The 25,742-nt window shown below is 61.2% G+C and carries 39 protein-coding genes and 1 tRNA gene; 27 read left to right on the top strand and 13 right to left on the bottom strand.

Going from position 1 to position 25,742, the window contains the following annotated elements:
- The 4 genes from ABL914_RS11230 to rimP all read right to left on the bottom strand — a co-directional run.
- Positions 1-112: translation initiation factor IF-2 associated domain-containing protein (locus tag ABL914_RS11230; RefSeq protein ID WP_391563274.1), on the bottom strand; the 112-nt coding region annotated here is incomplete at its 3' end.
- A gap of 22 nt (positions 113-134) precedes the next feature.
- Entirely contained in the window at positions 135-866 is a 732-nt protein-coding gene (locus tag ABL914_RS11225; protein ID WP_391563272.1) for a DUF448 domain-containing protein, read from the bottom strand.
- Entirely contained in the window at positions 847-2,484 is a 1,638-nt protein-coding gene (gene nusA / locus ABL914_RS11220; protein ID WP_391563271.1) for a transcription termination factor NusA, read from the bottom strand. The genes ABL914_RS11225 and nusA overlap by 20 nt, the downstream gene beginning before the upstream one ends.
- Before the next feature lie 5 nt (positions 2,485-2,489).
- Positions 2,490-3,074 (bottom strand): ribosome maturation protein RimP, encoded by a 585-nt coding sequence (rimP, locus tag ABL914_RS11215; protein WP_391563270.1) that lies wholly within the window; start codon positions 3,072-3,074, stop codon positions 2,490-2,492.
- A 306-nt stretch (positions 3,075-3,380) separates the two neighbouring features.
- On the opposite strand from rimP, the gene ABL914_RS11210 reads away from it, so the two are divergent.
- The 3 genes from ABL914_RS11210 to ABL914_RS11200 all read left to right on the top strand — a co-directional run bounded on the left by ABL914_RS11210 (position 3,381) and on the right by ABL914_RS11200 (position 4,452).
- Positions 3,381-3,587: a cold-shock protein gene (locus tag ABL914_RS11210; RefSeq protein WP_391563269.1), complete on the top strand. Its 207-nt coding sequence runs from the start codon at positions 3,381-3,383 to the stop codon at positions 3,585-3,587.
- 112 nt (positions 3,588-3,699) lie between these two features.
- Entirely contained in the window at positions 3,700-3,909 is a 210-nt protein-coding gene (locus tag ABL914_RS11205; protein WP_391563268.1) for a hypothetical protein, read from the top strand.
- Between the two features lie 81 nt (positions 3,910-3,990).
- The gene (locus ABL914_RS11200) at positions 3,991-4,452 is read left to right on the top strand and encodes a hypothetical protein (protein WP_391563267.1); all 462 of its coding nucleotides are present in this window, start codon (positions 3,991-3,993) and stop codon (positions 4,450-4,452) included.
- Positions 4,453-4,467: 15 nt separating this feature from the next.
- On the opposite strand, the gene ABL914_RS11195 is transcribed toward ABL914_RS11200, so the two are convergent.
- Both ABL914_RS11195 and pspF read right to left on the bottom strand, forming a co-directional pair.
- Positions 4,468-4,734, bottom strand: a complete 267-nt coding sequence (locus ABL914_RS11195; protein WP_391563266.1) for a hypothetical protein — start codon at positions 4,732-4,734, stop codon at positions 4,468-4,470.
- A gap of 13 nt (positions 4,735-4,747) precedes the next feature.
- The gene (gene pspF, locus ABL914_RS11190) at positions 4,748-5,773 is read right to left on the bottom strand and encodes a phage shock protein operon transcriptional activator (protein ID WP_391563265.1); all 1,026 of its coding nucleotides are present in this window, start codon (positions 5,771-5,773) and stop codon (positions 4,748-4,750) included.
- Between the two features lie 121 nt (positions 5,774-5,894).
- Between pspF and ABL914_RS11185 the strand changes: the two genes are divergently transcribed.
- From ABL914_RS11185 to grxD, 19 genes are all read left to right on the top strand, one after another.
- Complete coding sequence (locus tag ABL914_RS11185; RefSeq protein ID WP_391563264.1) at positions 5,895-6,071, top strand: hypothetical protein; 177 nt, start codon at positions 5,895-5,897, stop codon at positions 6,069-6,071.
- Positions 6,072-6,184: 113 nt separating this feature from the next.
- Positions 6,185-7,009: a phage shock protein PspA gene (gene pspA, locus ABL914_RS11180; protein WP_391563263.1), complete on the top strand. Its 825-nt coding sequence runs from the start codon at positions 6,185-6,187 to the stop codon at positions 7,007-7,009.
- Positions 7,010-7,011: 2 nt separating this feature from the next.
- Positions 7,012-7,335 (top strand): envelope stress response membrane protein PspB, encoded by a 324-nt coding sequence (gene pspB, locus ABL914_RS11175; protein ID WP_391563262.1) that lies wholly within the window; start codon positions 7,012-7,014, stop codon positions 7,333-7,335.
- On the top strand, positions 7,332-7,709 hold the full coding sequence (gene pspC / locus ABL914_RS11170; RefSeq protein WP_391563261.1) for an envelope stress response membrane protein PspC: 378 nt from the start codon (positions 7,332-7,334) through the stop codon (positions 7,707-7,709). The genes pspB and pspC overlap by 4 nt, the downstream gene beginning before the upstream one ends.
- Before the next feature lie 30 nt (positions 7,710-7,739).
- Positions 7,740-8,036: a hypothetical protein gene (locus tag ABL914_RS11165; RefSeq protein WP_391563260.1), complete on the top strand. Its 297-nt coding sequence runs from the start codon at positions 7,740-7,742 to the stop codon at positions 8,034-8,036.
- On the top strand, positions 8,033-8,341 hold the full coding sequence (locus ABL914_RS11160; protein ID WP_391563259.1) for a hypothetical protein: 309 nt from the start codon (positions 8,033-8,035) through the stop codon (positions 8,339-8,341). The genes ABL914_RS11165 and ABL914_RS11160 overlap by 4 nt, the downstream gene beginning before the upstream one ends.
- Positions 8,338-8,676 (top strand): hypothetical protein, encoded by a 339-nt coding sequence (locus tag ABL914_RS11155; RefSeq protein WP_391563258.1) that lies wholly within the window; start codon positions 8,338-8,340, stop codon positions 8,674-8,676. The genes ABL914_RS11160 and ABL914_RS11155 overlap by 4 nt, the downstream gene beginning before the upstream one ends.
- A complete protein-coding gene (locus tag ABL914_RS11150; RefSeq protein ID WP_391563257.1) occupies positions 8,673-8,957 on the top strand; it encodes a hypothetical protein in 285 nt (94 codons plus the stop codon). Before ABL914_RS11155 ends, ABL914_RS11150 begins: the two co-directional genes overlap by 4 nt.
- A gap of 23 nt (positions 8,958-8,980) precedes the next feature.
- Positions 8,981-9,226 (top strand): hypothetical protein, encoded by a 246-nt coding sequence (locus tag ABL914_RS11145; protein WP_391563256.1) that lies wholly within the window; start codon positions 8,981-8,983, stop codon positions 9,224-9,226.
- Positions 9,223-9,399, top strand: coding sequence for a hypothetical protein (locus ABL914_RS11140; protein ID WP_391563255.1), 177 nt, complete (start codon positions 9,223-9,225; stop codon positions 9,397-9,399). The genes ABL914_RS11145 and ABL914_RS11140 overlap by 4 nt, the downstream gene beginning before the upstream one ends.
- A 25-nt stretch (positions 9,400-9,424) precedes the next feature.
- Complete coding sequence (locus tag ABL914_RS11135) at positions 9,425-9,835, top strand: SufE family protein (protein ID WP_391563254.1); 411 nt, start codon at positions 9,425-9,427, stop codon at positions 9,833-9,835.
- Between the two features lie 61 nt (positions 9,836-9,896).
- Positions 9,897-11,333, top strand: a complete 1,437-nt coding sequence (leuC, locus tag ABL914_RS11130) for a 3-isopropylmalate dehydratase large subunit (RefSeq protein ID WP_391563253.1) — start codon at positions 9,897-9,899, stop codon at positions 11,331-11,333.
- A gap of 48 nt (positions 11,334-11,381) precedes the next feature.
- Positions 11,382-11,570, top strand: a complete 189-nt coding sequence (locus tag ABL914_RS11125; protein ID WP_391563252.1) for a hypothetical protein — start codon at positions 11,382-11,384, stop codon at positions 11,568-11,570.
- Positions 11,570-12,169, top strand: a complete 600-nt coding sequence (gene leuD / locus ABL914_RS11120) for a 3-isopropylmalate dehydratase small subunit (protein WP_391563251.1) — start codon at positions 11,570-11,572, stop codon at positions 12,167-12,169. Before ABL914_RS11125 ends, leuD begins: the two co-directional genes overlap by 1 nt.
- Positions 12,166-13,164: an NADPH:quinone oxidoreductase family protein gene (locus ABL914_RS11115; RefSeq protein ID WP_391563250.1), complete on the top strand. Its 999-nt coding sequence runs from the start codon at positions 12,166-12,168 to the stop codon at positions 13,162-13,164. The genes leuD and ABL914_RS11115 overlap by 4 nt, the downstream gene beginning before the upstream one ends.
- 35 nt (positions 13,165-13,199) lie before the next feature.
- Complete coding sequence (locus tag ABL914_RS11110) at positions 13,200-13,679, top strand: cytochrome c (RefSeq protein WP_391563249.1); 480 nt, start codon at positions 13,200-13,202, stop codon at positions 13,677-13,679.
- A 33-nt stretch (positions 13,680-13,712) separates the two neighbouring features.
- Positions 13,713-14,036 carry a DUF1476 domain-containing protein gene (locus ABL914_RS11105; RefSeq protein WP_391563248.1) on the top strand — a complete coding sequence of 108 codons (324 nt, stop codon included), beginning with the start codon at positions 13,713-13,715 and terminating at the stop codon, positions 14,034-14,036.
- A 4-nt stretch (positions 14,037-14,040) separates the two neighbouring features.
- Complete coding sequence (locus ABL914_RS11100) at positions 14,041-14,274, top strand: BolA/IbaG family iron-sulfur metabolism protein (RefSeq protein WP_391563247.1); 234 nt, start codon at positions 14,041-14,043, stop codon at positions 14,272-14,274.
- An 8-nt stretch (positions 14,275-14,282) separates the two neighbouring features.
- Entirely contained in the window at positions 14,283-14,612 is a 330-nt protein-coding gene (gene grxD, locus ABL914_RS11095) for a Grx4 family monothiol glutaredoxin (RefSeq protein WP_391563246.1), read from the top strand.
- Here grxD and ABL914_RS11090 read toward each other — a convergent pair.
- A complete protein-coding gene (locus ABL914_RS11090) occupies positions 14,596-16,755 on the bottom strand; it encodes an EAL domain-containing protein (protein WP_391563245.1) in 2,160 nt (719 codons plus the stop codon). The genes grxD and ABL914_RS11090 overlap by 17 nt on opposite strands.
- Positions 16,756-17,224: 469 nt before the next feature.
- Here ABL914_RS11090 and ABL914_RS11085 point away from each other — a divergent pair, with 469 nt between their 5' ends.
- Entirely contained in the window at positions 17,225-18,025 is an 801-nt protein-coding gene (locus ABL914_RS11085; RefSeq protein ID WP_391563244.1) for an NUDIX domain-containing protein, read from the top strand.
- 75 nt (positions 18,026-18,100) lie between these two features.
- Here ABL914_RS11085 and ABL914_RS11080 read toward each other — a convergent pair.
- Positions 18,101-18,177: transfer RNA gene (locus ABL914_RS11080), tRNA-Arg, on the bottom strand.
- 60 nt (positions 18,178-18,237) lie between these two features.
- On the opposite strand from ABL914_RS11080, the gene ABL914_RS11075 reads away from it, so the two are divergent.
- Positions 18,238-19,020: a queuosine precursor transporter gene (locus tag ABL914_RS11075; protein ID WP_391563243.1), complete on the top strand. Its 783-nt coding sequence runs from the start codon at positions 18,238-18,240 to the stop codon at positions 19,018-19,020.
- 35 nt (positions 19,021-19,055) lie between these two features.
- On the opposite strand, the gene ABL914_RS11070 is transcribed toward ABL914_RS11075, so the two are convergent.
- Positions 19,056-19,271 (bottom strand): PspC domain-containing protein, encoded by a 216-nt coding sequence (locus ABL914_RS11070; protein ID WP_391563242.1) that lies wholly within the window; start codon positions 19,269-19,271, stop codon positions 19,056-19,058.
- Positions 19,268-19,417, bottom strand: a complete 150-nt coding sequence (locus tag ABL914_RS11065; RefSeq protein WP_391563241.1) for a hypothetical protein — start codon at positions 19,415-19,417, stop codon at positions 19,268-19,270. Before ABL914_RS11065 ends, ABL914_RS11070 begins: the two co-directional genes overlap by 4 nt.
- Before the next feature lie 220 nt (positions 19,418-19,637).
- Here ABL914_RS11065 and recF point away from each other — a divergent pair, with 220 nt between their 5' ends.
- Positions 19,638-20,708, top strand: a complete 1,071-nt coding sequence (recF, locus tag ABL914_RS11060) for a DNA replication/repair protein RecF (protein ID WP_391563273.1) — start codon at positions 19,638-19,640, stop codon at positions 20,706-20,708.
- On the opposite strand, the gene ABL914_RS11055 is transcribed toward recF, so the two are convergent.
- Complete coding sequence (locus ABL914_RS11055; RefSeq protein ID WP_391563240.1) at positions 20,705-21,403, bottom strand: arylesterase; 699 nt, start codon at positions 21,401-21,403, stop codon at positions 20,705-20,707. The two genes, recF and ABL914_RS11055, sit on opposite strands and share 4 nt — an antisense overlap.
- A gap of 46 nt (positions 21,404-21,449) precedes the next feature.
- Between ABL914_RS11055 and ABL914_RS11050 the strand changes: the two genes are divergently transcribed.
- A complete protein-coding gene (locus ABL914_RS11050; protein WP_391563239.1) occupies positions 21,450-22,139 on the top strand; it encodes an ABC transporter ATP-binding protein in 690 nt (229 codons plus the stop codon).
- Positions 22,108-24,666 carry an ABC transporter permease gene (locus tag ABL914_RS11045; protein ID WP_391563238.1) on the top strand — a complete coding sequence of 853 codons (2,559 nt, stop codon included), beginning with the start codon at positions 22,108-22,110 and terminating at the stop codon, positions 24,664-24,666. Before ABL914_RS11050 ends, ABL914_RS11045 begins: the two co-directional genes overlap by 32 nt.
- On the opposite strand, the gene ABL914_RS11040 is transcribed toward ABL914_RS11045, so the two are convergent.
- Both ABL914_RS11040 and ABL914_RS11035 read right to left on the bottom strand, forming a co-directional pair.
- Positions 24,663-25,085, bottom strand: coding sequence for a DUF805 domain-containing protein (locus ABL914_RS11040; protein WP_391563237.1), 423 nt, complete (start codon positions 25,083-25,085; stop codon positions 24,663-24,665). The genes ABL914_RS11045 and ABL914_RS11040 overlap by 4 nt on opposite strands.
- Before the next feature lie 24 nt (positions 25,086-25,109).
- Positions 25,110-25,589, bottom strand: a complete 480-nt coding sequence (locus tag ABL914_RS11035) for an RDD family protein (RefSeq protein ID WP_391563236.1) — start codon at positions 25,587-25,589, stop codon at positions 25,110-25,112.
- Positions 25,590-25,742: the final 153 nt, after the last annotated feature.

The raw sequence follows: 25,742 nt of genomic DNA, 5'->3' as shown, positions 1-25,742 counted from the left end.
CCTTGTTGGTGCGGCCATGGCTGAAGGTCTGCTGGACCTGGCCCGCATCCACCGATTTCTTCAGCCCCAACGGCTTGCGTCCAAGAACCGGTTTGTTTTCGCTATCGCTCATGCTCAAAATTGCCCTTCAAAACTCAATGTGTCGCGGCCGAAGGCGCTGCTGCATCAGCAGCAACCCCATCACTACCCGGATCGTTTACTTCACCTTGGCCCAGGAAGCGCAGCAGGCGCCCGAGCGGAACTTCGAGGCGGGCGGCCGCAGCGCGGTCGCTCAACGCCATGTGCACGACATTGTCGCGGCCCAATGCCACAGACAGGGTCGCGCGGTCCAGTGGCAAGGTTAACCCCCGCCGCCCGGATCCTTCTTCGTCGCGGCCCACGCGCCAGGCCTGGTCAAGCTTGCGTGAGCCATCTTCGCCGGCATCGCTGGCATGGGCCATCCAGGCGACCATCCCACCGCGGGCGTGCTCCGCGATCCGGTCAGAACCGACCAGCAGCCTGCCGCTTTTCATTTCCAGCCCCAGCCGATCAGTGAACGCACGCCGCAGCGCTATTTCGATCCGTTCGGGCAAGTCCTGCGGGATAGTCAGCGCAGCGCCCTTGAAGGCCCGTGCCAAAGCACCCTTGAGCTTGCCCTTGGCCAGCGCTGTTTCAAGATCGCTGCGTGAAACGCCGATCCAGGCACCGCGCCCTGGCGCACGGGCCAAGGCATCGGGCAATACATCGCCATCAGGCGATATCGCCAGGCGCAGCAAATCATCCCGCGAAGAGTGCTCCCCGGTCAGGATGCAGCGCCGTTCGGGTTGTTCCGAATCGCGCGGCTCAGAGGTGCCGGAATCTAGCGGCTCATTGTGAGGAATCCGCATCAGCGGCCTCCTCTGATGCGGGCGCGGCTGCGCCTTCTTCATCTTCAAACCAGTGGGCCCGCGCGGCCATGATTATTTCGTTGCCCTGCTCTTCCGAGAGGCCATATTCGCCCAGAACCCCGCCCTTGTCCTGCTCGCGCTCCTTGCGTGCAGGCGCGCTGCCATCGCGGCGGCGCTGTTCGGCGCGCTTCTTGGCGATCAGTTCGTCGGTCGCCAGATCGGCCAGATCGTCAAGCGTCTTGATCCCGGCCTTGCCCAGCGTAACCAGCATCTGTTCGGTAAGGTGCGGCATTTCAGCCAGCGCATCTTCAACGCCCAGTTCGCGGCGCTGTTCACGGTGCGCGGCTTCGCGGCGTTCCAGCGCTTCGCTGGCGCGGCTTTGCAGCTCTTCGGCCAGCTCGTCATCAAAGCCTTCGATTCCGGCCAGTTCAGATAGTTCGATATAGGCAACTTCTTCCAGCTCGCTGAAGCCTTCGGCAACCAGCAGCTGCGAAAGCGTTTCATCGACATCCAGTTCTTCTTCGAACATCTTTGAACGCTCGGCGAATTCCTTCTGGCGCTTTTCGCTCGCTTCGGCTTCGGTCAGAATGTCAATCTGGCTGCCGGTCAACTGGCTGGCCAGGCGCACGTTCTGGCCGCGGCGGCCGATTGCCAGCGAAAGCTGATCATCAGGCACAACCACTTCGATCCGGCTTTCTTCTTCATCGATCACCACGCGGCTGACGGTGGCGGGCTGCAACGCGTTGACCACGAACGTGGCGGTATCTTCGCTCCAGGGGATGATGTCGATCTTTTCGCCCTGCATTTCCTGGACCACTGCCTGCACGCGGCTGCCCTTCATGCCAACGCAAGCACCGACCGGATCGATGCTGCTATCGCGGCTGATCACACCGATCTTGGCGCGGCTGCCCGGATCGCGGGCGGCGGCATGAATGGTGATGATGCCATCATAGATTTCCGGCACTTCCTGCGCGAACAGGGCCTTCATGAATTCAGGATGCGCGCGGCTGAGGAAAATCTGCGGCCCGCGGTTCTGGCGTTCTACCTTCATGATCCAGGCACGAACCCGTTCGCCGGGGCGGGCTACTTCGCGCGGGATCTGCTGATCGCGGCGGATCACGCCTTCAGCGCGGCCCAGATTAACGATCACATGGCCGAATTCGACCGATTTGATCACGCCCGTCACCAGCTCTCCGGCGCGGTCCTTGAATTCCTCGAACTGGCGGTCACGCTCAGCATCGCGGACTTTCTGGAAAATCACCTGCTTGGCCGATTGCGCATCGATCCGGCCCAGATCAACCGGCGGCAGCGGATCGACGATGAAATCGCCCAGCTTGGCCGCTGCATCGAGCTTGGCCGCAGCTTTCAGATCGACCTGCTTGAAATAGTCTTCCACGTCCTCGACCACTTCGACCACGCGCCACAGCCTGAGATCCCCGGTGCGCGGATCAAGCTTTGCGCGGATATCGTTTTCTGCGCCGTAACGATTGCGGGCAGATTTCTGGATCGCTTCTTCCATCGCCTCGATAACGATCGACTTGTCGATCATCTTCTCGGTCGCAACCGCATTGGCGATCGCAAGCAATTCTGCACGATTGGCGGAAATCGGACTGGCCATCTTTATCAGTCTTCCTGTTCTTCGAAAATTTCGTCTGCAACGCCAAACACTTCTTCTTCAACCCCAGAAGTATCGAGCGGGCGGGTGGCGGCAATCAGCTGATCGGTCAAGACCAGCTTGGCAAATTCAACATCGGCAAACGCAAAGCGCACCTGCCCGCTCTTGCGGTCGGTCAGCAGCACCGCATCACCATCGACAGCGTCAATTACGCCGTTCAGCGATTTGCGGTTGCCTTCGACCGGCGCGGTCAGCTGCACTTTGGCTTCGTGGCCGGCCCACCGGGCAAAATCCTTGAGCCGGGTCAGCGGCCGATCGATCCCGGGTGACGACACTTCAAGCCGGTAAGCATCGGCGATTAGCACGTCGCCGCTTTCCTCCAGCGCATCGATCAGATCGGAAATGCGGTGCGACAGTGCTGCGCAATCCGCAATCAGCAGCTGGCCGGTGGCAGGGTCTTCGGCCATGATCTGAAGCGTCGCTTCCTCATCACCAATCTCGCCGCCCTTGTAATAGCGCACGCGCACAAGATCAAAACCCAGGGCCTTGGCCTCGGGTTCAACAACCTCTGCAATCCGTGCGATATCGGTCACTTGCTGCTCCAAAATCCGCCAAAATCTGCAAGCTCTTTGGTGCCGGCCCCTTGCGGCGCCAGCCCCTTCGTTGCTTCACAATGTCGGGATGAGGGGCCGTTAGCCGCGAGTGGTCCAAAAGGCAAGCTTTTCCTAAGCTGCTGCGAATAAGATTGTATCGGCAGTTGCCTTGGCCTAGGGGAGCCGGGCTAACGTCGCCTGCGACGGGACCTTTCGGCCATTGGCCAATCCGTTCCATTTCAAGCTTCCTTGCTCCGCTGGCACGCTGCCTGCGGGAACTCTTGGCTTCTTGAAAGGAACCATCCCATGCCAGTAGGCACCGTAAAATTCTTCAATGCCGACAAGGGCTATGGCTTCATCCAACCCGATGACGGCACGCCCGACAACTTTGTCCACATCAGCGCGGTTGAGCGTTCGGGCATGTCGACGCTGCTCAAGGATCAGCGCGTCAAGTATGAGCTCGAAACCGACAACCGTGGCAAGACCTCGGCTGTCAACATCGAAGCAGCCTGATTAGATAAAATGGCCCATGCCGGTTCGCCAGTGGCGGACCGGCTGGCCTGCGGCTCGGCGGCCCGATCCTGTGATCTGGCCGCCACCGCCACCCGCGACAAGGGAACCCAGAATGAGCCATGACATACCCAAACCGTTTCTGGTTGCCCGCGATGCTGAAGGACATTTCCGCCTGACCGTGCGCGATGTGCGCTACAATTCGCAAGGCTATCCGATCATCACGTCAACGCTGCAAAGCGAACTGTTTGTGACCGCAGCCGCAGCCAAGAACCACGCACGCGAACATTTCAACGCCCAGGCGGGGCAATACGCCACCAAATAGCTGGCACGAACCTGTCGGGCCCTGTGCGCCCGACTGGCATTTCAGTTGCATCAGGCGAACTGGCCTGCAAATTGGCGATCCATGGCCAGTAAATTACGAATCCGTCCGATCCTAGTCACAGTGTGGATCATCATGGTGGTGATCGCATCGGCCCTGCTCGCACAGTTTTCGGCAACCAAAGGCACCTTGATCCTGACTGCCGCGCCGCTTGCGCTGGTGCCGATCCTGGGCTTGCATTTCCTGCGAGACAACGAGGCCCGCGCCGGCTGGGTGGCGGTTACGCTCTGGTTGGGGTTGACCTATGCCGGAAGCGGTGAGCCGGTAGAGCTGGCAGTTTGCGCCGCGATTTTTGCAATCGGATTGGCCGGATATTTCCGGTCAGCGTGGTCTTTCCCGATCGCCTGGTTTGGCCACATCGCTTGGGATTTTGCGCCCCGCACCCTGCCCGCGATATTGGCTGACCTGCCTACCGCCTGCATCATTTTCGATGGGATCATCGGGCTCTATCTGATCGCAATGGCCCGCAAACGCTGGGCAAGTTAGCCCGCCCGCGGCGGACTACCGTGGGCCGCAAACAGTATTGATCTGCTCTTCAGCGGCGCTGAGCTGCCTTTCAACTTCGGCCATCCTTCCGCTATCAACCGCCCGGTTCCATTCTTCCTGAAACCTGGCACGCATGGCCTTGCATTCCAGCGCCTTCTTTTCATCGACCTTGGCTGCGACAAATTCCTTCGCCTCTTGCGCGACGAAAAATGTGCCGCTGGCAAACACGGCAATGATAACAATGCCCAGGCATCCCAAGGCCAGCATAATTTTGCGGATCATTGCATCTCTCCCATCAGGCCGTCCGTTCACCCAGCCCATGCTTTTTCATGGCATGGCGCAGCTGGTCATAACTTAGCGCCAGCGCTTTCGCGGTCTGGCGCTGGTTATAGCGGTGACGGGCAAGCGCCGCTTCAAGGATGGCCTTTTCGTGGGCATCGACCGCGCCTTTCAGATCGCTGACCGCATCATAATTGGTCCGGGGCGCAGGGCGCGTGGCCGGAACTGCCGACACCTTGGGATCGGGCCTGGTCGCGGCCTCGGGCTTCCACGGGCTGTCGAACGGATCGAATGTGATGTGCCCGATCGGATCGTGCCAGTTTTCCCAGCGATAGACCGCGCGCTCGATCACATTGCGCAGTTCGCGCACGTTGCCGGGCCACTGATACTCCTCAAGCGAGCGCAAGGCCGCCTCGGTAAAGCCGGGCCAGCTATCCCAGTGCAGCTCGGTGGCCATCCGCCGCGCGAAATAGTCTGACAAAACATGGATATCGCCTTCGCGCACACGCAGCGGCGGCAGGGTAATCACTTCAAAGCTTAGCCGATCAAGCAAATCCGGGCGAAACCGGCCCTCCTCAGCCAGGCGCGGCAAGTCTTCATTGGTTGCTGCCACGATGCGGACATCAACCACCACCGGCCGCGACGATCCGATCCGCGTGACTTCGCCGTATTCCACGGCCCGCAGCAGCCGTTCCTGCGCGCCCATCGACAGCGTGGCCAGTTCGTCGAGAAAAAGCGTCCCTTTATCGGCTTCTTCAAACCGGCCGGCGCGGGCTCTGGTAGCACCGGTGAAAGCACCCTGCTCATGACCGAACAACTCCGCCTCGATCAAGCTTTCTGGAAGCGCTGCGCAATTGAGCGTAACGAACGGTTCCTGCCAGCGGCGCGAGAGCTGGTGGAGCCGTTCGGCGATCAGTTCCTTGCCGGTTCCGCGCTCTCCAATCACCAGCACCGGACGCCGCAAAGGCGCGGCGCGGCTGGCGCGTTCAACCGAATCCAGAAAAGCGGTGGACTGGCCGACGAATTGGGTATTGCGCTCCATGCCCAATATGTAGCGAAAATTCCCAACTATGTGAACCAATTCCCACATGTCGTTCGTCGATTGGGCGCGTGGGCCGCGCAATTCCAGGCTTTTGCGGATTTGGCACGGGCCTTGCTGAATGGTGAACAAACGCAGCTTTATGAGGCATGCCATGTTCAACCGCTTCAATACCAAACTAGACCGCGCCGTGTTGCTGAGCATCGTGGCGATGGTGGCCTTCAATCTTGCCGTGCTGATCAATCAGCAGGGCCCTGCCCCGCAGGTCGCGCTGAGCCACAGCGCCGGCCAGCAGGGTTGAGCCGCGAAGTGAGCCGCAAGATGGGCCATATCAATCAAGAGGGCATGTCCCTTGACCCGCTTGGGCCGGAATCCCAGGCAACCCCCGTTGGCGGCTCCCAGTCCCCCCGCCGCATGGGTGTTCCGGCCCAGACTTTTGCCGATACCCGGCTTGAACCGCTTGGCACTTCGCGCGCCTCGCGGCTTGATGCAGAGGTTGAACGCCTCCGCAAGTCTCCTACCCCTACCGCATCCAGCTATGGAGGTCCCTTGATGGGCATTTTCAGTCGTACCCGTGATATCATCGCGGCCAATTTCAGCGATCTGCTCGACAAGGCTGATGATCCCGAAAAGATGATCCGGATGATCATCTTCGAGATGGAGGAAACGCTGGTCGAGGTGCGGGCCAGTGCGGCTCGCACGATTGCCGATCAAAAGGAAATGCATCGCCACACCCAAAAGCTGGACAAGCTGCAGGCCGATTGGGCTGAAAAGGCCCAGCTGGCGCTAAGCAAGGATCGTGAAGACCTGGCTCGTGCGGCGTTGGTTGAACGCAAGAAGGCTGCCGACATGGCCGATCAGCTCAAGACCGAAATCGCCGTGCTGGATGATGCACTGCGCGCGTCTGAGGTTGATATCGAAAAGCTTCAGACCCGCCTGCGCGAAGCCCGCAGCAGGCAAGGTACGATCGTGGCCCGGCTGGAAAGCGCCGAAAACCGCGTCAAGCTGCGCACACTGCTGGCCAGTGAGCGGGTTGATGAAGCGCTGAGCCGGTTTGACCAGCTGGAACGCCGGGTCGATTACGCCGAAGGCCGCGCCGATGCGCTGAGCCTGGCCGATGGCCGCGGCAAGCCCAGCTTGGCTGATGAAATCGCCGCGCTGGCCGGCCAGGACAAGATCGACGAGGAACTGGAAGCAATGAAAGCCGCGCTCAAGGGCGGCAGCAAGGCGGAGGACTGATCATGGATTTTCCCTCCGAACTTGTCGTCATTCCCGCCATCTTCCTTGGATTGCCGTGGATCGTTCTGCACTACATCACCAAATGGAAGACCGCTGCGACGCTGACCAACGACGATGAGAGCTTGCTGGAAGAGCTCTATCAGGTGGCCCGGCGGCTGGATGACCGGATGGACACGGTCGAACGGCTGGTAGCTTCGGACAACCCTGATTTTCAACCGCCGCGGGTTCTGACTGACCGGGCGATCGACGATGAACAATTGAGCGAACTCGATCAGATTCGCAGCCTGGGCCGCAGCAAAGCTACAACTGGGAGGAATGCAAAGTGAACAGCGTACGCACCCGCTTTTATCGCGACAAGGTCAACGGCAAGTTCTTTGGCGTCTGCGCCGGGATTGCCGATTACACCGGAATTGATGTGCTGTGGGTTCGCCTGGGCACGGTTGGGCTGACCTTGCTTGGCCTGGGGTTCATCCCGCTGGCATATCTGGCGGTGGGCCTGTTCGGGGCCAAGAAACCGGCGCATCTTTATACCGATCGGCAGGAACAGCAGTTCTGGCAATCGGTCCGCCAATCGCCCACCCGAACCGCCCGCGAAGTCCGCTCGCGCTTCCGCGATATTGACCGCCGCCTGGCCGAAGTTGAAAACTTCTACGTCAGCAGCAATCCGCGCCTTTCGGCCGAAATCGAACGGCTGCGTTAAGCGCAGCAAACCCTGGGGAGGGAACAAGACATGGGCGACTTGATTGGATTGGTCGGGGTGATGATACCGATCTTTGCCTTGACGATCCCGATCGTTGCGATCTGGACCAAGCACCAGCGCAAGATGGCCGAAATCCAGGCGCAGGTGACCGCTGAAAAAGCCGCACAATACGCCACGCAGAACACCGAACTGGAAGACCGCGTGCGGGTGCTGGAACGAATCGTCACCGACAAGGGCTATGACGTGGCCACCCAAATCGAAGCGCTGCGCGATGCCCGCAAGGTTGATGCGCAGCTGAGCGATCTTTCGGCGGAGCGCCAGTCATGAACTGGGGAGAGCCAGGCTTCGTGATGGCCATCATCGCGATTTCCACCGTGGGCTGGTTGGTCAACAACTGGATCCGGGCCAAGCATGGCTATGCGCTGGAAGACGAATGGGGCGGCAAAACCGCCAAAGGCAGCAGCACCGAAACGCTCAAGCTGCGCCAGGAAAACACCGAGCTGCGCGAACAGCTCGATCACTTCGCCGACCGGGTCAAAGTCCTGGAACGGATTGTTACAGACAAGGGCGTCAATGTTGCCAGCCAGATCGAAGCGCTGCGCGATGCTCCCCAGCTTGAGGAACGCAAATGAACCCCGAAGATGCCCTTGAAATTCTGCGCACAGTTGGGCCGATCGTTGCGATCATAACCGGGATCGGGGTTGGTGGCTGGCTGCTTGATACCCGGATGCGGATCAAAAACGGCTATCCGCTCAACGGATCGTGGGGTCAGAAGCTCTACCCCAAGACCAGCAGTGAAGAGAATGAGCGGATCAAGTTGCTCAGCCAGGAAAACGCCCAGATGCGCGCGGAACTCGGTTCGGTCAAAGACCGGCTGGGCAATGTCGAGCGGATTGTGACCGACAGTGGTTATCAGCTGACCCATCAGATCGAGGCGCTGCGGATCGAAAAGGACAAGGTGCAATGAACACCGAAATCATGGTGATCGTCATTGTGGCGATCGTGGTCAGCGGGGTGGTTCGATTGGCGCGGATCCGGGCCGGAACCGATCATCTGCACGGCAAGCACGGCCGCCGGATGGCCGAACAAGGCCTGCTTGGTGCGGCCAAACCCAGCCCGCGCGAACTTGAGCTTCAGAAAGAAGTGGAAGACCTGCGGACACGGATTCACGTGCTGGAACGGATCGCCACCGATGGGCGCCCCGCCCGCGCCCTGGCCGATGAAATCGAAAGTCTGCGCGGCCACTAAGGCCCCAATCGGGAGAACAGGACATGCCCACAGACACAATCCTGACCGCCACCGCGATGCTGCTTTCGGTCGCTATCGTGGCCCTGGTCTCGCTACGCGGCTGGCAAGGCTGGTTAACCTTCAAAACCCGCGAACTTGATCTGCACCGCCCCGAAATTGAAGGCGGGGTGGGTAGCGGCCCGATCGGAATGGGGGCCCGGATCGAGATTGCCGACCTGAAGGAACGGATCCGCAAGCTTGAAGCGATTGCCGCGGGCGTCGATCTGTGAACGGTCCGCGCCATGATGCCGCCAAAACCGGGATCGGCCTGGGCGCAGCGATCGCGGTGGCGATCAGCTGGAGCGTGAACAAATCAATCGTCTGGGCGATCGTTCACGGAGTGCTTAGCTGGTTCTATGTAATCTACTATGCCGTTACCCGGCCCGGCGGGCTATCGGGCTAAGCCACTCTAGGCTATGGGCCGCGCCATGCGCAGTTTGACAGACATTCTGGATGAATACGCCTTCCTCGAAGGCGATGAACGCTATCGCCTGTTGATCGAACTGGGCCGCGAACTTGAAGCGATGCCCGATGCCTTGAAGACCGACGCCACGCTGGTTCGCGGTTGTTCCGCTTCGGTCTGGGTCTATCCGGTTGCGCGAGAGGATGGCCGCCTGCATTTTCTGGCCGATAGCAACGCTGCGATCACCAAAGGGATCGTTGCACTGGTGCTGGCAGCAGTGGCGGATCGCCCGGCAGCCGAAGTCGCCAGCCTGGACGTTGCCGATCTGCTTGCGCCGTTCGATCTCAAAAACCAGCTATCCTCAAACCGCACCCAGGGTGTGCCCAATATGATTGCGCTGGTCCGTGAACATGCCGCCCGGCTGGCCGGGGTCTGAACCGTTCACCATCGCGGTTGATACTTGCCAAGGCCCCCGCGCCTTTCTAGGCGCTGAGGTCATGTCCAGCACAGCGCGCACTCTTTACCAGAAGATCTGGGATGCCCACGTGGTCGAGGCCCGCGAAGACGGCACATGCCTGATCTATATCGATCGCCACCTGGTTCACGAAGTGACCAGCCCGCAGGCCTTCGAAGCGCTGCGCGTCGCAGGCCGCAAGGTGCGCCGCCCCGATCTGACCCTGGCCGTGCCCGATCACAATCTGCCAACCACGGCGCGCCGCGATGCGCAGGGCCGGCGCATTCCCATTACCGATCCCGAAAGCGCCCAGCAGCTTGCCGCGCTGGAACGCAACGCGCCTGAATTTGGCGTGCGGCTGATTGGCGATGCCGATGAAGAACAAGGGATCGTCCACGTGGTCGGCCCGGAACAGGGCTTCTCGCTGCCCGGCGCCACTATAGTTTGCGGCGATAGCCACACCGCCTGCCACGGCGGGCTGGGCGCGCTGGCTTTTGGGATCGGCACCAGCGAGGTTGAGCATGTGCTGGCCACGCAAACGCTGTTGCTGAAGCAATCCAGATCGATGGAAGTGCGCGTGGACGGCGATCTGGGGCCCGGCGTTACGGCCAAGGATCTGGTGCTGCACATTACCGGCGCCTTGGGCGCGGCTGGCGGCACGGGCTATGTCATCGAATATACCGGCGCGGCAATCCGGGCGCTCTCGATCGAGGGCCGGCTGACCGTTTCGAACATGGCGATCGAACACGGCGCGCGGGCCGGGTTGATCGCGCCGGATGAAAAGACCGTGGCCTACGTCAAGGGCCGCCCATATGCCCCCACGGGTGCGGATTGGGATCAGGCGGCAGCCTGGTGGCTCAGCCTCGCCACCGATCCCGGCGCGATATATGACAAGGTAGTGGTGATCCACGCCGCCGAAATCGCCCCAACCGTGACCTGGGGAACCAGCCCCGAGGACGTGGTGGCGATCACCGGCACTGTGCCCGATCCGGCCAGCTTTGACGATCCATCCAAACAGGAAGCTGCGCGCAAATCGCTCGATTACATGGGCCTTGTTCCAGGCCAGGCGATGCAGGATGTCGAAGTGCAGAACGTGTTCATCGGCAGTTGCACCAACAGCCGGATCGAAGACCTTCGCGCCGCCGCCGCGGTGCTCAAAGGGCGGCACAAGGCACCGGGCGTAAAATGGGCAATCGTTGTCCCCGGATCGGGCCTGGTCAAACGCCAGGCCGAAGCCGAAGGGCTGGACAAGATCTTCATCGCCGCCGGGCTTGAATGGCGCGAACCGGGCTGCTCGGCCTGTCTGGGAATGAACCCCGATAAAGTACCGGCGGGCGAGCGCTGTGCTTCGACTTCCAACCGCAATTTCGTGGGCCGGCAAGGACCCGGTAGCCGGACGCATCTGGTCAGCCCAGCGATGGCGGCGGCGGCGGCGGTGACCGGGCGGCTGGCAGATATCCGCGATTTGATGCGCGACTAGTCTCTGCTAGGCCTTGCGTTTCAGCTTCAAGCGCGCACATAGGAAAGTATGACCGACACTCCTGAAAAGCCCGATAAGTCCGAAAAATCCAGCTGGACCGGGAAGGCTGCGATGGCCGGGGCCGCGATTGGTTCAGCCGCGCTGGCAGCAGCGCTGCTTTACAATTCGCGGCGCAAGGAACGCGCAGAAAAAGCTGCCAAGGCGCCCAAGCCCGATAGCGCTCCGGAAACCGATTGATGCAGGCTCTGCGAGAAGCCAGCGGCCGGGCGATCCCGTTTGGCGCGAAGAACGTCGATACCGATGTGATCATCCCGGCGCACTGGCTGAAGACGATCACCCGTGATGGACTTGGCAAAGGCGCGTTTGAAACGTTGCGCGCCGATCCTGATAACCTGTTTGACAGCGACACCTTCAAAGGCGCACCAATCCTGATCGCGGGCGATAATTTTGGCTGCGGATCCAGCCGCGAACACGCCGCCTGGGCCTTGCTGGATCTTGGCATCAAGGCGGTGATCGCACCCAGTTTCTCGGATATCTTTTCGGGCAATGCCTTCAAGAACGGGATCCTGACCGTGGTGTTGCCGCAAGCCGCGATCGACCGGCTGATGCAAGTGGCACAAACCGATCCGATCCATCTCGATCTGGAAAATCAGGTGGTTACCACCCCGTTCCAAGACCGGTTCGCATTCGAGATTGATCCGTTTCGCAAGCACTGCCTGATCGAAGGGCTTGATGAAGTGGGCCTGACCCTGGCCCGCGATACGGCAATTTCAGCCTATGAAAACACGGCCAGGGAGTTGCTCCCATGGCTATCCAAAGGAGTTGTAGCAGCATGAAGGCACTTCGCAGCCACGCGGTTGGTGGACCCGAAACCTTGACCCTGGACGAAGTGGAAAGCCCCGTCCCCGGCCCAGGCCAGGTCCGCCTTGCAGTAAAGGCCTGCTCGGTGAACTACCCCGATGTGCTGATCATCCGCGATATGTACCAGTTCAAGCCGGAGCGGCCATTTGCTCCCGGCGGTGAAGCTTCGGGCGTGGTCGATGCCTTGGGCGAAGGGGTGACCCAGTGGAAAGTGGGCGACCGGGTGATTGCCAGCACCGGCAACGGCGCCATGGCCGAGGAAATTCTGGCCGATGCGGCGCGGCTTTGGCCGCTGCCCGATGGCGTCAGCTTTGAAACAGGCGCGGCGTTGATCCTGACCTATGGCACCAACATGCACGGGCTGCTCGATCGCGGGAAACTGAAAGCTGGCGAGACACTGCTGGTGCTTGGCGCAGCTGGCGGCGTGGGGCTTTCGGCGGTGGAATTGGGCAAGGCCTATGGCGCGAGGGTTATCGCGGCGGTTTCAAGCGAGGAAAAGGCCGCGGTCGCACGCGAACACGGCGCCGATGACGTGGTGATCTATCCGCAGGCACCGTTTGACAAGGATCAGTCCAAGGCGCTGGCCGAAGCGTTCAAGGCGGCTTGCGGGCCAAATGGCGCGGATGTGGTTTATGATATTGTTGGCGGTGACTATTCCGAACCCGCGCTGCGCTCGATCGCCTGGGAAGGCCGGTTTTGCGTGGTTGGTTTCCCGGCCGGGATTGCACGGCTGCCACTCAATCTGACCTTGCTGAAAAGCTGCGACGTCTGCGGGGTGTTCTGGGGGGCCTGGGCCGCGCGCGAGCCAAAGGCCAACGCCGCGCATATCGAAACGTTGTTTGGCTTGCTGAAATCAGGCAAAATCAATCCGAGAATCTCTGCCACATTTCCGCTGGCGCGCGGCGGTGAAGCAATCCAGATGCTGGCGACACGCAAGGCAATCGGCAAAGTTGTGGTAACAATGGCCTAAGCTACAATGGGCATGAGCTTGATCGGAGATCGGACATGAATACAGCAAGGATTGCACTGTGCAGCGCGCTTCTTTGTGCTGGCGCGGCGCTCTATGCCAAACCGGCCCCAGCGCCGGCCTCGCCCAGCCCTCAGGATCTGGTCCTAACCCGCCAGGCCGGAATGGATATGGCCGTTTCCACTTTAACCCTGCTCAAGAATGCCAGCGCCAATGGCGCACCGATCAAGACTCTGGCTTTTCCGGCCAGCGGGCTTGCCAAATTTGCCAGAGCGCTGCCCCCGCTTTTTTCCGATTACACCAAGGGCGTGCCCAGCCGGGCAAAGGCTACGGTCTGGACTGATCGGGCCGGTTTTCAGGCCAAGGCGGCAGATTTCGCTGCTGCGACCAAGGCCCTGGCGGGTGCAGCCGCAGCCGGAGACAAGCCGGCTTTTGATGCGGCGCTTGCCTGGGTTGGCGCAACATGCAAGGGCTGCCACGATTCCTACCAGCTTCCGCCGCCCGCCAAACCAGGCTGAGCAGGAAGCCAGCTTGTCTTTTCAGGAGCGCAAATGACTGATTTCAAAGACCGTGAACGCGCCGAAGAGGCCAAGTTCGCCCACGACGAAGAAATGCACTTTCGGATCCACGCCCGCCGCAACCGCTTGCTGGGCCAGTGGGCGGCAGAGGCGATGGGCCTTTCGGCCGTTGAAGCCGAAGCCTATGCCAAAAGCGTGGTCCAGGCCGATTTTGAGGAATCGGGCGATGAAGATGTGGTCCGCAAGCTGCTGGGCGATCTGGTTTCGGCCGGGACCGAAATCAGCGAAGCCGAAATCCGCAGCGCGCTGGATGCCAAGGCCGTCGAAGCCAGGCGCCAGTTGATGGGCGAAAGCTGAAGCCATGGCGATGCCTGGCCCGCAGATTGTCTCGCTGATCAAGGCCGGGCTGCCCGATGCCGAAGTAACGCTGACCGATCTGGCTGGCGATGATAACCATTGGGCCGCCCACGTCGTTTCGGCGGCATTCATCGGCAAGAACCGGATCGCCCAGCACAAACTGGTCTATGCCGCGATCGGCCCGGATATGGGCGGCGCGCTGCACGCCTTGCAACTGACCACCGCCGTCCCCACTTGAGAGTGACCATGACCGATCCCAACACCCGCATCGCCGATATCGTCCAGACCAACGCCGTTGTGTTGTTCATGAAGGGCACCCCGCTGTTTCCGCAATGCGGATTTTCCAGCAAGGCAATTGCGATCCTGGATCATCTGGGCGTTGCCTATGAAAGCGTTGATGTGCTGCAGGACATGGAAATCCGGCAAGGCATCAAAAGCTTTTCGGATTGGCCGACCATCCCCCAGCTGTACATCAAGGGTGAGTTCGTGGGCGGCAGCGATATCATGATGGAAATGTATGAGGCCGGCGAATTGCAGCAATTGCTGGGCGAAAGCGGCCTTACGCCCGCTGGTTGATCGCTTCGGCCGGCGGTTCAAACCCGGCCAGATCTGCAATTGACCAGGCATCCTGCGGCATCCCGGTTAGATAGCCCTGAAATTCCCGGCAACCGCAGGCCAGCAATCGCTTGCGCTGGTCCTCGGTTTCAACCCCTTCGGCAATTACGCTGAGATTGAGCGAGCGGGCCAGCTTGACCATGGCGTCGACCAGCGCTTCGCCTTCGCCGCTATCGTCCAGCGCGCAAACGAACGAGCGGTCGATCTTGATCCGGTTGACCGAGAAGCGCTGCAAAACGCTGAGGCTGGAATAGCCGGTCCCAAAATCATCTAACGCGATCGAAAAGCCCAGCCGCTTCAACGCTTCAACATTGCTGGCGGTCACCGGATCATCGCCCAGCAGCGCGGTTTCGGTCAGTTCGATTTCATACCGGCCCGGATCAACCCCGGCCTGCGCGGCCAGCCGGGTAACCAAGGCGGCAAACCCGTTTGAGCGCAGCTGCACGGCCGAAACATTGATCCCCACCCGCAGGTCATCCCAACCGGCAGTCTCTTCAAACACCCGCCGCAAGACAAATTCGCCCAGTGGCAGAATCAAGCCGGTTTCCTCGGCCAGGGGCACGAAAATGCCCGGCGGGATCGATCCGCGCATCGAATGATTCCAGCGCACCAGGGCTTCAACCGCGGTCAGATCGCCCTTCCTGTCGACCTGCGGCTGATAGACCATGTGCAGCGATCCATCTGACAAGGCGGCCCGCAAATCGGTCTCAAGCGAGCGGCGTGCGCGCAAGGCATCGTCCATTTCGGGTTCGAAAAAGGTCACACAGCGCCGGCCGCTGTCTTTGGATCGATACATCGCCACATCGGCCCAGCGCAGCGCCTCGGTCGGTTCCACACCGGGATTGTCGATCAAGGCCACGCCCAGCGAACAGCCCACTTCGATCCGCCCGAATTCGCTGCCAATCTGCTCTGACACAGCCGAAACGATCCGTTCGGCCAGTTCGGCTGCCTGTTCCTGATCATCGCAGCGGCACAGGACAATAAATTCATCACCCCCCAGCCGCGCGATCAGATCGGCTTGCTGGCAGGTTTCGCGCAGCCGCGATGCCACCGTCTGGATCAGTTGATCGCCGGCATGATGCCCCAGGCTGTCGTTGACTTCCTTGAACCGGTCCAGATCGACACAGATCACCGCTAGTTTGGGCCCTTCACCGCTCTGGCGGGACAGCAGCAGGCGCAGCTTATCAAACAGCATCGCCCGGTTGGGAAGCTGGGTCAGTTGATCATGATAGGCAAGATACCGGGCCCTGGTTTCGCTGGCGATCAGCTCGCTGACGATAGAACCGCCGCGCCGCAGCACCAGTATGGTCAACAGGCCCAAAATCGCAATTCCGCCCAGCAGCGGCCATTGCATGGTCTTTCGCAGCGCAGTCCCGGGTTGACGCGGGACCCAGGAAAGTGCCGAAATCCCTGTGCCATCATAGCCACGCAGCACAATCTGCTGGCGCCTTTCGGGCTGAACAGTGGGATCAAGAAGCAACAATTCGTTGAGCAGATAGCGCGCAGAAAATGACGTGAGCAGCGCCTTGTCGATCGGCTTTGCGGCGATCACGATTGGCGCTTGCGGCCCTTTGGGCAGGATCTTGCCGAAATCGGGTTGCACCAATGTGGCGCTGACCAAATAGGCGGTGCCGTTCACGCGTGCTGTGGTGGTCGCCTGGATCGGGGGAATGACAATGTTGTTCTTGCCTTCCCGTTTCCTGAATGCGCCACGCTTTTGTTCAGCGGCCCGGATCCTGGGAACCAATTGCGCTGCGATGCCGGCGAAGGCGGCGAACTCTTCCGGCTTGGCCCGCTCTCCCTTGATCGCCGCATAGATCGGCTTTTCGCTGCTATCGAGCACGAAGGAGTGCGAAAATCCGTTGAAGGTATAGAGATAGTTCCCGACGTTGAAATCGGCCCATTCGGGATCGAACTTGTGATCCAGCGCGCTGATCGCATCATCCCAATCAACCTGGGTTGCGATAACGCCGTTCAATTCATCAATTTGCCGTTCAAAGCCATGTTCAACCAAGGTCTGTTCGCGTTCGGCCGCAACCACATCAAACCGCTGGATCAGAAAAAACGCCAGTGCGACCAGCAGCACCAGGCCGCTGATCGTCATGGTCCCAATGGGGCCAAATAACTGGGCTCTGCGCCAGTCGCGCGATTGTTCGCCTGTAAGGCTCAAATACCCCCCGGATCGCTAGGTTAAGCGCCTGCGATTGCGCAAACCGTGGCATTTCAAGGGAGAGACTAGTTGCAGAGAATGAAGAAATGCTTGCGCGCGAATGTTCGCGCGTCCCGTTTTTCAGGAGACGATTTGAAAGCAGAGGGATGTTTTGGTAAGTTTTCTCGGGGAGGCGGGGCCGCGGAGACCAGAGTGCGGCCCCGCCTCTATCGAGACTACTTGGGGGTACACATACAATAGCACGAGCCGTGCCAGTTTAGTGTTTTTGTTGAATTATAGATATTTACAACAAGCAGCTTGGGCAGATCACGGCACCGCTGTAAAGCAGTCCGACACTTTCAGCGATTTAATCGGGCGATGAAACTGCTTGGCAAAAGCTTTAGCCCGCGCCACTCTGCCCGGTATGGATCCGCTCAGCATGTTCGATCCCGACGGCGATATGCCGCCGGCCATTCCCGCCGCCACGCTGGTGATCTTTCGCCGTGCGGCCCAAGGCGGTCCGCCGGAACTGCTGATGGTTCAGCGATCCAAGACGATGAGTTTTGCCGGCGGCGCAGCGGTGTTTCCCGGCGGCCGGGTTGATGATGCCGATCGCAGTCTGGCCGCACAGCTTGGCGCATCCGGCGAAGATGCGCTGGATGAATGGGCTGCACGGATCGCGGCGGTGCGCGAAACGCTTGAGGAAACCGGCCTGGCACTGGGCATGGCCCAGCGCCCCGATCATCCGGCTGCCTTACGCGCGCGGGCAATGCTGCTGGATCAGGGCGCGCTTGGCCCGGTGCTGGATGCCATGGAATGGACGCTGGCGCTGGACGCGCTGATCCCATTTGCCCGCTGGCGGCCCAAGCACCGCGAAGTTCGGGTATTCGACACCCGGTTCTATCTGGCCGATCTGGGCACCGGCGCGGTTGACCTGCAGGTTGATGATACCGAAAATACCCACCTGTTCTGGGCCAGCGCCAACGAAGCTCTGGCCATGGCTGAACGCGATGAGATCAAAGTGATCTACCCAACCCGCCGCAATCTGGAACGCCTGGCATTGTTCGATAGTTTTGCTGCAGCACGCCAGCATGCCGAAGACGTGCCAGTGCGGATGGTAACTCCGTTCATGGCCCAGCGCGATGGCCAGCCGTGGCTGTTGATCCAGACAGATGCTGGTTATCCGGTTGATGGCGAACCGCTGGAAATGGCTGCGCGCGGATAGGCAATTTGGCGCGCCCCAAAGGACACAGTCCGAACATCTTAAACAAAGGGCGGGCGTGCTCGACCGAACGGAGATTGGCGCGCCCGGCAGGACTCGAACCTGCTGCCTCAAGATTAGAAGTCTCGCGCTCTATCCAGATGAGCTACGGGCGCGCGCCGCTGCCCACATAGGCAGGCTTTGCAGGCCATGCAAACTTGGCTAGCCTGATTTGCATGAGCATTCCGATTCAGCCCATCGATGGCACGGCCGGTGCCCGGCGCCATTTTCGCTATTTTGACTATGTGATGGCAGCCTTTGTCGCGATTCTGCTGCTGTCCAACCTGATCGGCGCGGCCAAATTGGCCACGATCGACATTCCAGGGTTCGCTGCGGCCCTGGCCTGGCTGCCAGAGCTGTTCCGCCCGGCCAGCGATACGGTGATCTATGGCGCCGGGATTTTGTTTTTCCCGATCAGCTATGTGATCGGTGACGTGCTGACCGAAGTCTATGGCTATGCCAATGCCCGGCGCTGTGTCTGGGCGGGGTTCGTTGCGCTGCTGTTCATGGCGTTCATGAGCTTTGTGGTGGTTTCGCTAAGTCCGGCCAAGGGGTGGAGCGGGCAAGCCGCCTATGAAAGCGTGTTTGGCAACACCTGGCGGATCGTCGCCGCATCGCTGATCGCGTTCTGGGCGGGGGAGTTCGTCAACAGTTTCGTGCTGGCCAAGATGAAGATCCTGACCGGCGGAAAGCGGCTCTGGACACGCACAATCGGATCGACATTTTTCGGCCAGGCGGTGGACAGCCTGATCTTTTACCCGATCGCGTTTCTGGGGATCTGGAGCACTCAGGCTGTGATTATGGTGATGATCACCAATTGGCTGTTGAAGGTTATCTGGGAAATTGTGCTGACACCGGTGACCTATGCGGTGGTCGGCTGGCTCAAACGGCACGAGGAGGCCGAGGTGTTCGATGCCGACACCGATTTCTCACCCTTTGCCAAGATTGCTGCGGTTTAGGCCCAGCCCGCAGGCTGGGCCTCACCGCGACTGCCTCAATCAGCGATGAGGCCGATTGCGAGGTAGACCAGGATCAGCGATCCGAAGCCGAAGACGGTGCCAAGGGCAAAGCCGATCCGGACCAGCGTTACATCGAGGCCGAAGTGGTTGGCGATCCCGCCGCAGACACCCATGAATTTGGCCTGGGACTTGTCGAGCTGAAAACCGGTGCGGGTGTTCATATTGGTATCCTTGTGTTCAATCGTGGTCATGCTGCTTCTCCGATGGTCACGGTGGTCACAGTGGCCGCATTGGCGGTCTGCGGGGTGGTTACGGTCCCGGCGATCAGCACCAGCGAGATGAAGAAGGCCGAAGCAGCAGCGGTCAGCTTGCTGGTAAAAGTGTTGTTGGTGGGCATGGTTCGTTCCTTTGGTTTGTTTGGTTCCGCAGGGTTTCCCGCAGATGCCAGATAGTTTGCAGAGACCGTGCCAATTCAGAAAAATCGCGGTTTTCCAAGCTTTCTCCGCGATGAACGGAAACTTTCGCCTCGCTGAACAATCAATAGTTGGTGTTTTTCACCAATACTTGGGATTGCTGTTTTGCGTGACAGTCCAGCCCGGCGCACCTATCGCCGCGCCATGGCGCTTGACCGGATCCTGCTGACCACTTTTCGCAACCATCTCGATACCCGTCTTGATGGCACCGCGCAGTTCAACCTGCTGGTGGGCGATAATGGAGCCGGCAAGACCAACGTGCTCGAAGCGCTGTCGCTGTTGGCCCCGGGCCGCGGCCTGCGCCGGGCCGCCCTGCCCGATATGGCCGGGCATGGCGGCAGCGGCACATTTGCGATCAGCGCCATGATGGCCGGCGGAGTGCGGCTGGGCACCGGCACACGGGCCGAAAGACCCAGCCGCCGTGCGGTTCACGTCAATGGCGCCGATGCCCCTGCGCTGCGGCTTGGTGAATGGTTGAGCCTGGGCTGGCTGACCCCGGCGATGGACCGGCTGTTTCTTGAAGGCGCAGGTGCCCGGCGGCGCTTTCTGGATCGGCTGGTCCTGGCGCTTGAGCCGGGCCATGCCAAAAATGCCGCGCGGATGGAGGGCGCCCTGCGTGAGCGGGGCCGACTGCTGGGCGACGAGCGCGAACCCGATCCGGCCTGGCTTGACGCGCTGGACGCGCAAGTTGCCGAGGCTGGCGCGCTGGTGGCGCAGGCCCGGGCCCGGCTGATCGAACGCCTGACCGCGGCGCTGGCGCAGCTGCCTGATGCCCCGTTTGCCCGCCCGCTGCTGACCTATCAGCCCGGTGGGCCGCTTGACGAAGCCGCGCTTATCGCCGCGCTGCGTGATGGCCGCCGCCGCGATCGCGCCGCCCAGCGCACCTTGATCGGACCGCACCGTGACGAGCTTTACGTGGCGATGGCCGGCAAGGGTCAACCCGCTGCGGAATGTTCAACCGGCGAACAAAAAGCGCTGCTGATCGCGATCACGCTGGCCCACGCCGGATTGCTGGACCCAGACCGCCCCGGGGTGCTGCTGCTTGATGAAGTGGCCGCCCACCTCGATCCGGTCCGCCGCGCTGCGCTGCTGGCCCGGCTGCGCGCCGGCACGGCACAGGTCTGGCTGACCGGAACCGAGCTGGCCCCGTTCGATGCGATCCTGGATGAAGCGGCGACCTGGCGGGTCAGTGATGGACAGATCGAGCGGGTTTAGCGCGGTTTTGGCAATGCACCCGCCACTGCCTCCAGCGTCGATCCCACCAGCACATCAATGCCAGCCAAAGTCGGGTGAATATGATCGGCCTGGATCAGTTCGGGCCGTTCCACCAGCGGCTGGAGAAAGAACGGCACAAGTCTGGCGCCGTGTTTTTTGGCCAGGGCCGGGTAGATCGTGTTGAACTGGGCTGCATAATCCTGGCCCAGATTGGGCGGAGCCAGCATGCCCAGCAACAATACCGTCACCTTGGCCGCCGCGAACTTGGCCAGCAGCGCATCAAGGTTCTTGCGCGTTTCGAAAGGCGAAAGCCCGCGCAGCAGATCATTACCGCCCAGACTGATGATCACCAGTGCAGGCGAGCGGGGCAGATCGTTCAGCACAAAATCAGCCCGTTGCAGTCCGCCGGCGGTGGTATCGCCCGAAACCCCCGCATTCACGATCCGGGCCTTGATCCCCTTGGCCTTCAGCGCCGTTTCCAGATGCGCCGGATAGCTTTGGCCAGGATCAAGCCCGTAACCGGCGAACAGGCTGTCTCCCAGCGCCAGAATCACAATCTCATCGGCCTGTGGGGCGGCAGATTGCCCGGTGGTCGGAACGGTCAGAACCACATCCTGCGCAGCCGGTGCCGTTTCCTTTTTGCAGCCGATCAACGCCAGGGGGGTTGCAACCAGGGCCAGCCATTTCCATTTCATTTAGCAACCTCCTTGCGTTTCCCTCTAGCTATGGCATCTCCGCGCCGTGACAAGCCCCCTATCCGCAATCGCGGCCCACAATCTCGTCCTTAAACTTGGATCAGGCGATAGCGCAGTCGAAGTGCTGCGCGGGATCGATCTGTCTGTGCCGCAAGGTCAGACTTTGGCGCTGCTGGGCCCTTCGGGTTCGGGCAAGAGCAGCCTGATGGCCGTACTATCCGGGCTGGAACGCGCCACCAGCGGCACGCTGGACGTAGCAGGCGAAAACTTCGCCGCGCTGACCGAAGATGGCCTGGCCACGGCCCGGCGCGGGCGGATCGGGGTGGTGTTGCAGGCGTTCCATCTGCTGCCGACCATGACCGCGCTGGAAAATGTCATGACCCCACTGGAACTGGCCGGGCAAGGCGCCGCGCGCGAACGCGCCGAAACAGAGCTGAAGGCGGTTGGCCTGGGCGAGCGGCTGCACCACTATCCGGCCCAGCTTTCTGGCGGCGAGCAACAGCGCGTGGCAATCGCCCGTGCGCTGGCACCCCGGCCGATGCTGGTCTTTGCCGACGAGCCAACCGGCAACCTTGACGCCAAAACCGGCGAAGCGATCATGGATCTGCTGTTTGCGCGCCGGGCGGCCAGTGGTGCGACTTTGATCGTGATTACCCACGATCCGGCATTGGCCGAGCGCTGCGCGCGCGTCATCACACTGGCCGATGGAAAAATCGCCAGTGACAGTGCCGCATGATCGGCTGGGCTACCGCATGATCGGCTGGGCTACCGCCTGGACCATCGCCCGGCGCGATCTTTCCGCCCGGTTTCGGGGCCTGCGCCTGCTGCTGGTCTGCCTGTTCCTGGGCGTTGGCGCGCTGGCCGCAATCGGCACCCTGACCGGCGCGATCGAGCAAGAGCTTGGTTCACGCGGGCAAGTGATCCTGGGCGGTGATCTGGAAATTGCGGTCTGGCAGCGCGGGGCCAGCCTGGAAGAGACAGCGGAATTTGCCAGGGCTGGCAAAGTATCCGGCGGGATCCGCCTGCAAGCCATGGCCCGCGCCGGCGATCTGGCCGCACCGATTGAACTCAAGGCGATCGATACTGCCTGGCCGCTCTATGGCAAATTTACGCTCAAGGATGGCCGCAGCATCGGTGCGCCGCAGGCCGGCACCGCCTGGCTGGCCGAAGGCGCGGCCGAGCGATTAGGCGTGAAACCGGGCGATACCATTATGGTAGGCGCGGGCCTGCTGAAGGTTGGCGGGATTATCGCGTCCGAACCAGATCGGCTGGGCGAAGGCTTTACACTGGGGCCCGTAGTGCTGGTTGCGGCGGATTTTCCGGCCAGTGCCGGGCTGACCGCGCCGGGCGCAATGTATCGCAGCAAATACCGGATCGCCCTGTCGGGCGGCAATCCACAGGCCGCGGCGGACAAATTGAAAAAGCGGTTCCCGTCGGCCGGATTTGAAATCAAGACCCGTGAAAGGGCATCACCCGGGGCCGAACGGTTCGTCTCGCGGATGGGCGATTTCCTGGTGCTGGTGGGGCTGGCCGCGCTGACAATTGCCGGGATCGGGATCGGCGGCGGGGTAACTTCCTATCTTGATGCACGCCGCACCAGCGTGGCGACACTGAAAGTTCTGGGTGCAACCAGCGGCGATATTGCGCGGATCTATCTGTTGCAGATCGGCGCTGCGGCGATTGTTGGCTCTGCGCTGGGCCTGATGGCAGGGGTGCTGATAACCCCGCTGCTGGGCCGTGCATTGGGCAATCTTCTGCCAGTTGCGCCGGGGCTGGTGTTTGATCCGGGCGCATTGCTGCGGGCCGCCACCTATGGCTTGCTGATCGCATTGGTGTTTGCCGCACCGCCGCTGCTGGCCGCGCGACGCTTTCCAGCGATGGCGCTGTTTCGCGCGCGGGTTTCACCGTTGGCGCAGGGCTGGCGCGATGCGGCGCTGCCGGTTGGACTGGGCGTTCTGGCAATTGCAGGCCTGGCGCTGCTGACAGCCAAGGCCAAGCTGGTAACGCTGTGGTTTCTGGGCGGAACGTTGCTGCTGCTGGTGCTGCTGGGCGCGCTGGGCTGGGCAATCCGCCACTTTGCTGCGCGCCTGCCTCGCCCCAAACGCCCCTTGCTGCGGATCGCACTGGCCAACCTGCACCGCCCCGGCGCGCAAACCGGTGCGCTGGTAACGGCGCTGGGTTTTGGCCTTGCCGCATTCGTTACGCTGGCCGCTATCCAGACCAGCCTTGATGCCAACATCATGACCCGGGTGCCCAAGCGCGCACCCGATTACTTCGTGCTGGATGTGCCGCGCGAAAAGGCCGCTGAATTTGGCCGGGCGGTGGCAGGCGTAGCACCGCAGGCGCAGGTCCGAATGGTGCCGGCGCTGCGCGGGGCGATCCTGGCATACGGGCCAGGCGAAGCGATGACCCGCGTTTCAAGCCTTAAGGAAATTCCTGAGGAAGCCTGGCCGCTGCGCGGGGAGCGCGGGCTGACCTATTCCGATGGCGTGCCCGAAGGCAACACCGTAACCAGGGGGCAATGGTGGCCAACAGGGCACCGGGGCGAACCATTGGTCTCGATTGACGAAAAGCTGGCCGAAGCCTTGGGCCTGGCGATCGGCGACAAGCTGACGATTGGCCTGATGGGCGTGGAGCGCACCGCGACAATTGCTTCATTTCGGCGGATTGATTGGGATTCGATGGGCTTCAACTATGTGCTGGTATTCAGCCCCAACGCAATCGAGGATGCCCCGCACAATTTGGCCGCCACGATCAACCTGCCCAAGGGAACCGAGCACGGCAATCTGCTGCGCGCTTTGGTCCGGGCTTTCCCATCCAGCTCGGTAATCGAAGTTGGCGGCGTGCTGACCCAGGCCCGCGATCTGCTAAGCCAGGTCAGTCTGGCAATTCTGGCAGCGGCCTCTGTGGCCGTGCTGGCCGGGATCGCGGTGCTGCTTGGGGCAATTGCCGCGGCGCGCGCATCGCGGCTGTATGATAATGTGATCCTGCGCGTGCTGGGGACCAGCGCAGGTCAATTGCTGGTGCTGCAACTGGCCGAATATGCCTTGTTGGCCGTGCTGCTTTCCGCCGTGGCACTGGCGCTGGGCAGCGCAATCGGCTGGCTGGTTGTGGTGCAGCTGTTCGGCTTTGACTGGCTGCCCAATTGGCCGCGCGTTCTGGCGGTTTTGGGAATGGGACTGGGGCTGGTGATCGGCTTTGCGCTGGCGGCCTCGCTGCCCTTGTTGCGGGCAAAGCCCGCGCAGGCGCTGCGCGAGCTTTAGGAAAAAACGTCGGTATCGAAATCCGGGTTTTTGGGATCGCCGCCGTATTGGTTTATCTGGCGCTGACCATCCAGAAACATGAAGACCATCACCACCAGCGCGCCAATCGAAGGGATAAAGCGTATCAGATATAACCAGCCAGATTGGTCCTGATCATGAAACCGGCGCACGGTAACCGCGATGTCCGGGATGAAGGTGGCCACATACCAGAGCACCGCCAGAGCCACACCGATCCAGAATATGGGACCGGGAGCCGACTGCGAACCTTGCGGTTCATTCCACGGCAGGCCGACCATCATGATCGCAAAGCAGGCCAGATAGACCGATAGCGTGAAAACCTGATACATCCAGTATTCCATCCGCCGCGACCGGCCGGAAAAATCGGCATAGCGCCTGAACGGCATGATCATCCATTCCATCTTGAGGTATTCCTTGATTTCAGGTCAGCTGAACACGCCCGCCGTATCGGGGCCGGTCAGCGAACCCTTCTTGGTCACCAGTGTGCCGGCCAGCATATCGTGCAGACCTTGCTTGCGCTCAGTCAGCCCGACCATGATAAAGCCGATCAGCAGAATCAGGCTCGACAGGATCTTGGCAAAATAGCGGCCTGTGGCGCGGCCAAAGCCGATCTGGCCGCCATCGAGATCGGTGACAACCAGCCCCACCGCAATCTTGCCCACCGTGGCGCGGTTGGCTGAACTTTCCATCAGCGCGAAATAGAGCCAGCCGATTGTAAGGTTCGCGAACAGCGAAACCATCTGAATTCCCAAAATCCCGTTTCTGAACCCTTCGGGATCATTGGCATTGGCCATGCCGACGCTGGCGCCCAGAATACCGCCGATCACACCGCCTGCAACCATCAACAAGATCGTGTCGATCAGATAGGCCGCAACCCGAATCCAGAAACCACCGTAAACTGGCATGAATTGCTCCCTTGGTTGAATTGCCCTGTTTGCGTATCCGCCAAAGGACCATACCGGGCCCTATTGCGCAAGAGAAAGCCACCGCGCTTGCCCCCAGCGCCCCTTTCGGCTACGGGCCGCGCCAATGTTGCGGCGCAGCATCGCTGCCCACCC

The organism is Novosphingobium sp., from assembly GCF_040079535.1.
GTDB lineage: Bacteria > Pseudomonadota > Alphaproteobacteria > Sphingomonadales > Sphingomonadaceae > Novosphingobium.
This window is presented reverse-complemented; position numbering and strand designations above follow the sequence as displayed.